A 7247-nucleotide genomic window follows, 5' to 3' on the forward strand; every position below is an offset into this window, starting at 1 on the left:
AGGTTTTAGCATGAAGGCAAAGAAATTAACAAGCTTATTACTGAGTTCAGTAATGGCACTTTCGATGGTAGCTTGCGGCGGTGCTGCAGATAGCACATCGACAGAGGAGACAGCGGATTCTACTGCTACAGAAACAGAGGCAATGAAGGGAAGCGTTGAAGGAGAGCTTACTGTTTCAATCTGGGACGAAAACCAGAGAAAGGGATTACAGGAAATCATTGATGAGTGGTCAGCTCAGTCTGGGGTAAAAGCTACTATCCAGGTAGTTGGCTGGGATGATTATTGGACACTTCTAGAGGCAGGTGCTTCTGGTGGAGAATTACCTGATGTATTCTGGATGCATTCAAATCAGGCACAGAAATACATGGAAAACGATATGCTCATGGATTTAACAGATAAGATTGCAGGTAGCGATAAGATTGACATGGGCAACTACTATGAAGGTATCGTAAATCTGTACCAGTCAAACGGTAAGCAGTACGCAGTTCCAAAGGATATTGATACAATCGCACTTTGGTACAACAAGACAATCTTTGATGAGATGGGTGTTGCTTATCCAGACGACACATGGACATGGGATGATTTTGTAGATGCAGCAGCAAAGCTTACAAATGATGATCATTGGGGATATGCAATTGCTCCATCTAACAACCAGGATTCATTCTACAATGCAGTATATTCTATGGGCGGAGAAATCATCAGCGATGATAAGAAGTCATCAGGCTATGACAATCCAAACACAGTTAAGGCAATCAAGATGTTTGTAGATATGGTTCAGGATGGCTCTTGTCCAGATCTTAACACAATCTCTGAATCAGGTGCAGATGTACTCTTCGAGTCAGGCAAGGTTGCTATGGTAACTCAGGGCTCATGGATGGTAGCAGCATTCAAGGATAACGAATACACAGCAGCAAACTGTGATGTTGCAGTTCTTCCTAAGGATGCAAAGACAGGCAAGAGAGTATCTATCTACAATGGTTTAGGTTGGGCTGCTTCAGCAAGCACAAAGAATCCAGATGCTGCATGGTCACTTATCGAATGGCTTGGTAGCAAGGAGATGCAGGAAAAGCAGGCAGAGCTTGGCGTTACAATGTCAGCTTATGAAGGCTGCTCAGACCTTTGGGTAAACTGCACAGACGTATTTGATCTTAACGGTCACATGAAGATGCTTGATGCAGATTTAGTATTCAGACCATATTCTAAGTACACAACAGTTTGGGAGGATATGCAGACAGAGAAGCTTAAGGAAGCCTGGACAGGTGACAAGGATGTTGAAACTGTTTGCAAAGAAATCTGCGACAGCATGAATCAGACTCTCAGCGAGGAGTAACTTTTTTCTTCTTCTTCATATCAAATATAGGTTCATCCTGTAGGTAACAAGCTGTGATATTTCTTGGGCGAAAAATCACTTGAGCCTAAGAATATCATGCTTGTGACCGTAACAGGATGATTATTTTTCTACAGCAGGAGACATAATGTTATGGGAAACAAAAAGAAAATAACAAATCGCCAGAAAAGTGAATTCATCTGGGGATGGCTTTTTATACTGCCAACTATGGTAGGTCTAATCGTTCTTAACATCATTCCGATTTTTCAAACAATATATCAGAGCTTTTTCAAAACAGGAGATTTTGGAAAAGGAAATATCTTTGTAGGCGGAGCCAACTATGCAAAGGTTTTTGCAGACACAGAGGTTTGGCAGGCATTGTGGAACACTCTTAAATACGCAGTAGTAGAGGTTCCAATTTCTATAATCATATCACTTGTATTAGCAGTATTTTTAAATGGAAAAATAAAGTGTAAGATTACATTCAGAACTATCTTTTTCCTTCCTATGGTAGCAGCACCAGCAGCTATCGCAATGGTTTGGAGATGGCTATATAATTCTGAGTTTGGCCTTTTGAATCATATATTACCAGGCAAGACAAACTGGATTTCAAATCCTAAAATCGCAATCTATTCAATTGCAATCATCGGTATCTGGTCAATCATCGGTTACAACATGGTTCTGTTTTTAGCAGGACTTCAGGAGGTACCAAGGGATTACTACGAGGCGGCAGCAATTGACGGGGCAACAGGTGTACAGCAGTTTTTCAGCCTTACAATTCCTCTTATATCACCAACCATCTTTTTCGTGCTGGTTACAAGAGTAATTGCAGCAATGCAGGTATTCGATGTTATCTACATGGTTATTGACAACAACAATCCAGCCCTGATGAAGACTCAGTCACTGGTTTGCTTGTTCTACAAATATTCATTCACACAGAGCAATAAGGGCTATGGCGCCACAGTAGTTGTGGTACTTCTTGTAGTAATAATGTTCTTTACAGTACTACAGATGATAGGCCAAAAGAAGTGGGTTCATTATAACTAAAAGGGGTGAATGAAATGAGAAATAAAAACAAAGTAATCATATATATAGTTCTTGTAATAATGTCGTTTATTATGCTGGTTCCATTTGCATGGATGGTGCTTACAGCATTTAAGACTGTGGGTGAATCAACTCAGATGGACCCATTCGTAATCTTCCCATCACATTGGAGGGTAGACAACTTTGTTAAGGTAGTCCACAACGTCAATTTTGGAAGATTGTACTTTAACACAATTGCAATGATAGCCTTGCGCGTGCTTTGCGCTGTTCTTACATCTACAATCGCAGGCTATGCATTTGCAAGACTTCAGTTCAAAGGCAGAGATTTGATGTTTGCGTTGGTATTGTTTCAGATGATGATACCATCACAGATTTTCATTATTCCACAGTATGTAATGGTAAGTAAGCTGGGCTGGACCAATTCGCTACTGGGCCTTCTGTTCCCTGGTATGGTATCAGCTTTTGGAACATTCTTGCTTAGACAGGCTTACTTGGGATTACCTAAGGAGCTGGAGGAGGCTGCCAGATTAGACGGCTGCAACATCGGCCAGACATTCTTATTTATCATGGCGCCTCTTACAAAATCATCAATGGTTGCCCTGGGAATTTTCACAGCGGTATTTGCATATAAGGATTTGATGTGGCCAATGATTGTATGCCCTGATACAAACAAGACCACACTGGCAAGCGCACTATCAAAGATGCAGGGACAGTTCTCATCCAACTACCCTGAGCTAATGGCAGCAGCTCTCATCGCCTGCCTGCCAATGATAGTAATCTATGTGATTTTCCAGAAGCAATTCATAGAAGGTATAGCCACATCTGGAGGAAAATTATAAAAGATTATTTAGGAGAATAATAATTGAGGAGGTTGTGATGAAAAACAAGTGGGTTAAAAGGACTCTTGCTCTTGCGCTTGCGACGCAGGTAGTGGCAACAGGGGTGCCAGTACAAGCAGCGGCTGTGGATGATGTGAAGGAAGCCAAAGAGCAGACAATTGAGGGTGAAGAAGTAGCGAAGGGGGCTACTGGAGAAGAAGTTAAAGAGGCACCAGAAGAAAAGTCAGAAGAAAAAACCGAGGAAAAATCTGAGGAAAAGACTGAGGAGGCATCTAAAAAAGAAGAAAAGAAGGATGAGTCTAAAGTAGACGAGTCAAAGGAAGCTAAAGAAGACACCGAAGAATCTGATGAAGATTTAGATGAGGAATCTGAAGATGAAGATTCTGAGGAAGATGAAGATAAAGAGGACAAAGACAAAAAGAAAAAGAAGAAGCTAAAAGAGGAGAAAGACGAAACCCCAAGTCCAGTATACTCATACAATTTTGAAGATGAGGATTCAGTAAAGGACAAGCTTCGTGATGATGCAAAGATTGTAAAGGATGAGCAAAAGGACAGCAGTGTTTTATATCTTCCTGGAAAAGGCTCGATGGATTTGCCAGAGGATTTATTTGCAAAGATTGCTGAAAGTGAAAATGGGGAATTCACCATGTCCCTTTGGGTAAATCCAACATCTGATGCGCAGAACTATTCTAAGCTATTTGACGCAAGCAACGCTCCAATCGGCGCAACCAATTCAGGTGCAAACTGGTGGAATGATCCTGATTTTGCATTTGCAGCAGGTGGCGGCGCTTACGATATGACATTATATGTAGGCAAGCCAAACGAAAGCACAGATGTAAAGACAAAGGTTAAATTTGATAAGCAGCTTACAAGAGATGCTTGGCAGTATCTTACAGTTACATTTAAAGAGGATGAATACAAGGTTTATTTAAACGGTAAGAGCTTAGGTTTCACAGATGGCGCTGATAACACTAAAAAGGTGGTGGATGTGCTACCAAAGCTACTTGATTCAGAATATCTTAAGACTTTAAAATACGCATCTCTTGGTAAATCATATTACACATCAGATAATGATTTTAAGGGCTACATGGATGATGTAGAGTTTTATGATGTGGCATTAACAGAAGACCAAGTTAAGGAATTGTACAGCTCATTCCCAGAAATGAAAAAGCCTGTATCACGTGGCACACTTGATATCGATATGAGTGCAAAGACAGGCCCTGTAAAGCACGGTGCAACAGGATATCTTTATGGAGTAGGCGAGGATAACGTTCCTAGCGTAAATCTCCAGACTGCTATCAAGCCATACATGTGCGAGCAGAAGCCAGCAGAGGGCTTACAGCATCCAAACGGTGATGTGCTTATCATGGCAGACACCTTCTTAGAGGCAGGTGGTGATTCCATCCAGATCGCATGCCCAGATATCTATGCAAACTGGCCATACGAATATGAAGGAATGGATGAATATTGCGAAAAGCTTCAGACTATGGTTAAGCAGACAAAGGAAGTTGGCCTTAGCGATGTGGCAGTATACGTACTTTTCAACGAGCCAGAAGGAAACTGGTTCAATGAAATCTGGAGCAATGATATGTCAAAATTTGACGCAGCTTGGCTCAAGGCTTATAAGGCTGTAAAGGAAATCGACAAGGATGCCAAGGTGGCAGGTCCAAACTTCTGCTGTTATCAGGCTAGACAGCTAGAAACCTACATGCAGTTCTGCGCTGAGAATGATTGCATACCTTATCAGATTTCATGGCATGTACTTAACAACGATTTGTACAATAACTTCCATAATAATGTAGTTCACTATAGAGACCTTGAAAAGAAATACTGGCTTGAACCAGGGCTTATCACAGAGCCAAGAGAAATTGTTATCAACGAGTATGCAGATTTCACACATCTTGGAGTACCAGGTGCTCTTGCAAGATGGATTGGTCTTTTCGAGGATGAAAAGGTTACAGCTTGTCTTGCATACTGGCACATCTCTAACAACCTTAGCGATTTAGCAGCAGACAACAACGAGCCAAATGGTGCATGGTGGTTGTACAAATGGTATGGTGAGCTTTCAGGTGAGACAGTAAACATCGATGTATCTGGCCTTCCACAGACACAGTTCTATGGGGTTGCATCAGTAGACAGCAACAAGAAATCTTCAAACGTAATCTTCGGTGGCGCAGAGAATGCTGTATTGAATCTTAACAATATCGATAAGAGCATTTTCGGTGACAAGATTGAAGTTAAATTTGAATGTACTGATTGGACAGGTATTAACGGTGCAGCAGTAGCTCCTACATATATGAAGAAGGAAGTGTTTGAAGTAGGTGAGGACGGAAGCTGCCAGATTAAGATGGACGAATTAGTTGCGGCAGCAGCTTACAATCTTACAATCACACCAGCTGATGCTGATGCCGAAGTTGGTGTTGTAGAAAACGGACCTTGGAAGAAGACCTACGAAGGCGAGGAAGCAGAGCTTACAGGCGGCGCAAGAGAAGCTGGAAAGAATCAAAGCTTTGCATGCTCAGGCATTGGTCAGGCACAGGGACTTGATAGCGAAAGCGCAAAGGCTACATTTAAGGTAGATGTTCCAGAGGATGGCTATTATAGATTTGACATGGTTTATGGTGCTGGTACAGGCAACAACACCTACAACACAGCAGCAAATGACCCAAAGAATGCTATTCAGAAGCTATTTGTAGATGGTGAGTACAAGACAGATATGTATCTTCAGAATACTCTTACCTTCTACATGTCAGGCTTGCACACAGAATATGTATATCTTACAAAGGGCGCACATGATATTTCTGTAAGCGGTACAGATAGCGAAGGCAAAGCATCAATCGACTGCGTATATCTTACATTTATTGGTGATGAAAACGCACTTTACAATGACAAGAATGTAAAGACTTACGAAGCAGAGCTTAGCGATTACAACATCCTTGGCAGCCAGACAGCAACAACAGTACGTACAGCAAATGATGTAAATGGCTATACAGGTGCAGGCTATGCAGTAGGACTTGATACATCAGTGAAGGATGGTGGTGGAATCCGCTTTATCACATTTGCAAAGGAAAACGGAACCTACAAGCTTTCAGTTAAATACAATGGAAGCGACGCTGCAGAAATCGGCGTATATGTAAACAACTCTAACAAGACATTAGATAGAAAGGTTGATACTCTTAAGGCTGGAGCAACTGGTAGCGAATGGAATACAGTTACTACAGATGTATTCCTTGAGAGAGGTATTAACATCATCGACCTTGATTCAACTAGTGCAGCACTTGCTGTAGATAACCTTACAATCGAAAAGGTTGATAACAAAAATATTACAGCTATTGAAGCTGAGGATTGCAAGCTTATTGGTGATGTAACAGTAGCAGAAAATCCAGCAGCTTCAGGAGGAAAATTCGTAAATGAAATCCTTGCATCAAAGGATGGCAAGAACGCACTTGAGATTGAGTACAATGCTCCAAGTGCTGGCAAGTATGAGCTTGTTGTATATCAGTCAAACAAAGAGCTATTCGGAAGCCACGCTTACAATGCTCAGATGATTGATAGATTCATCACATTAGATGTAAATGGTAAGGATGAAAAGACAGTATACTTTAGAAATACATATAGTGTGGATTCATTTAGAAGTCAGTGTGTAGCTCTTGACCTAAAGGCTGGCAAGAACGTAATCAAGATTTACAACAATGATTATCGTCATCACAAGAATGGTGTAAATGGTGTAAACACTTGTGTTAACTACACACCAAATCTGGATAAGTTTGAGTTTGTTCAGGTATCTAAGACAGCAGAGCCTGAGGAACCTAAGCCTGAGAATCCACAGCCATCTAAGCCAAGCAACCCATCACAGCCAAGCCAGCCATCTGGCGGAAATGGTGGAAGCAGCTCTTCATCTAATGGAAGCAGTCAGGCAAGCAGTGGCACAAAGACAATCGACGAAGCCAGCGTTCCAGCAGCAGGCCCAGCAGTATCAGGTTCTACATCAGCTCAAGCAGGCAAGAATAATGCCACAGCTTCTGTAGCTCCTAAGA

General features: G+C 41.7%; 4 protein-coding genes. All 4 read left to right on the forward strand.

The window, feature by feature from the left end; genetic code table 11:
• Positions 1-10: 10 nt before the first annotated feature.
• The gene (locus IJ535_RS02930; RefSeq protein WP_294298642.1) at positions 11-1330 is read left to right on the forward strand and encodes an ABC transporter substrate-binding protein; all 1320 of its coding nucleotides are present in this window, start codon (positions 11-13) and stop codon (positions 1328-1330) included.
• A gap of 150 nt (positions 1331-1480) precedes the next feature.
• A complete protein-coding gene (locus tag IJ535_RS02935) occupies positions 1481-2374 on the forward strand; it encodes a carbohydrate ABC transporter permease (RefSeq protein WP_294298644.1) in 894 nt (297 codons plus the stop codon).
• 14 nt (positions 2375-2388) lie between these two features.
• Positions 2389-3210: a carbohydrate ABC transporter permease gene (locus IJ535_RS02940; protein ID WP_294298647.1), complete on the forward strand. Its 822-nt coding sequence runs from the start codon at positions 2389-2391 to the stop codon at positions 3208-3210.
• Positions 3211-3247: 37 nt separating this feature from the next.
• Positions 3248-7247: LamG-like jellyroll fold domain-containing protein (locus tag IJ535_RS02945; RefSeq protein ID WP_294298649.1), on the forward strand; the 4000-nt coding region annotated here is incomplete at its 3' end.

The organism is Pseudobutyrivibrio sp. (assembly GCF_017471675.1).
Classification (GTDB): Bacteria; Bacillota; Clostridia; order Lachnospirales; family Lachnospiraceae; genus Pseudobutyrivibrio.

What these genes read in the sequence shown, in the direction of transcription:
- IJ535_RS02930 (WP_294298642.1), top strand. Translation starts at nt 11, where the DNA reads ATGAAGGCAAAGAAATTAACAAGCTTATTACTGAGTTCAGTAATGGCA.
- IJ535_RS02935 (WP_294298644.1), top strand. Translation starts at nt 1,481, where the DNA reads ATGGGAAACAAAAAGAAAATAACAAATCGCCAGAAAAGTGAATTCATC.
- IJ535_RS02940 (WP_294298647.1), top strand. Translation starts at nt 2,389, where the DNA reads ATGAGAAATAAAAACAAAGTAATCATATATATAGTTCTTGTAATAATG.